The 955-nt window shown below is 36.9% G+C and carries 1 protein-coding gene; it reads left to right on the forward strand.

The window, feature by feature from the left end; genetic code table 11:
- A partial coding sequence (locus EZH24_RS12590) for an acyl-CoA dehydratase activase-related protein (RefSeq protein ID WP_236847257.1) occupies positions 1-955 on the forward strand: 955 nt, incomplete at both ends.

Raw genomic sequence — 955 nt, forward strand, 5'->3', positions numbered from 1 at the left:
TGGGCTACGATACTTACCGAATGCGGCTATAGAGTTCAATTATCGTCTCCTTCAAGCATGGCGATTGCAGAAAAAGGCTCGGGAACGGTTATGAGCGACAATATATGTTTTCCCGCAAAAATAGCCAACGGACATATATACGATTTGATAGAATCTGGAGTGGACAGAATATTTTATCCTTCCGTAGTTTTGGAGAAAAGCGAGGATGACGGAAGCGTTAATAGTTATAATTGTCCTGTGGTAACGGGATATCCCGATGTTATAGACAGTTCGATAAGTCCTCTAACGAAATTCGGGATTCCTTTTGACGCTCCAATCATAAGTTTTCTAAACGAAGATTTATTATATAAAGGATGCAAAGCTTATTTCGTAAATATTTTGGGAATAGATAAAAAAGATTTCGACAAAGCGTTTAAAAAGGCTTTAAAAGAGCAAGTTAGAGTAAAAGAAGAGTTGAAAAAAGAAGGCGCAAAAATAATAAAATACGCTAAAGAAAGTCAAACTCCGACAATTCTTATAGTAAGTCGCCCTTATCATATAGACCCGTTAATAAATCATAAAATACCCGAAACCATAGCGTCTTTTGGAATAAATGTTTTGACGGAAGACGGTTTGGATATAGAAGAGTCGCTTGCCGATGTTCAAGTCCTCACTCAATGGTCCTACCCTAATAAAATGTTTAAGGCGGCTTTATGGGCGGCGGCTCAAAAAGATTTGAAATTGGAAGTCGTTCAAATAAACAGTTTTGGATGCGGACCAGACGCTACGACTTCGGACGAGATAAAATCTATATTAAATTCTTACGGCAAAAACCCGACTTTAATCAAAGTAGATGAAATATCGAGTCCAGGAAGCATAAGATTAAGAATTCGCTCAATGATAGAAAGCATGAAAATGAAAGGCGATTTCGTTTATAGAGAAAAACCTGAAAGAACATATATAAAAAAATACGAGA

Origin of the sequence: Brachyspira catarrhinii (assembly GCF_005518285.1) — a bacterium.
GTDB classification, from domain to species: domain Bacteria; phylum Spirochaetota; class Brachyspiria; order Brachyspirales; family Brachyspiraceae; genus Brachyspira; species Brachyspira catarrhinii.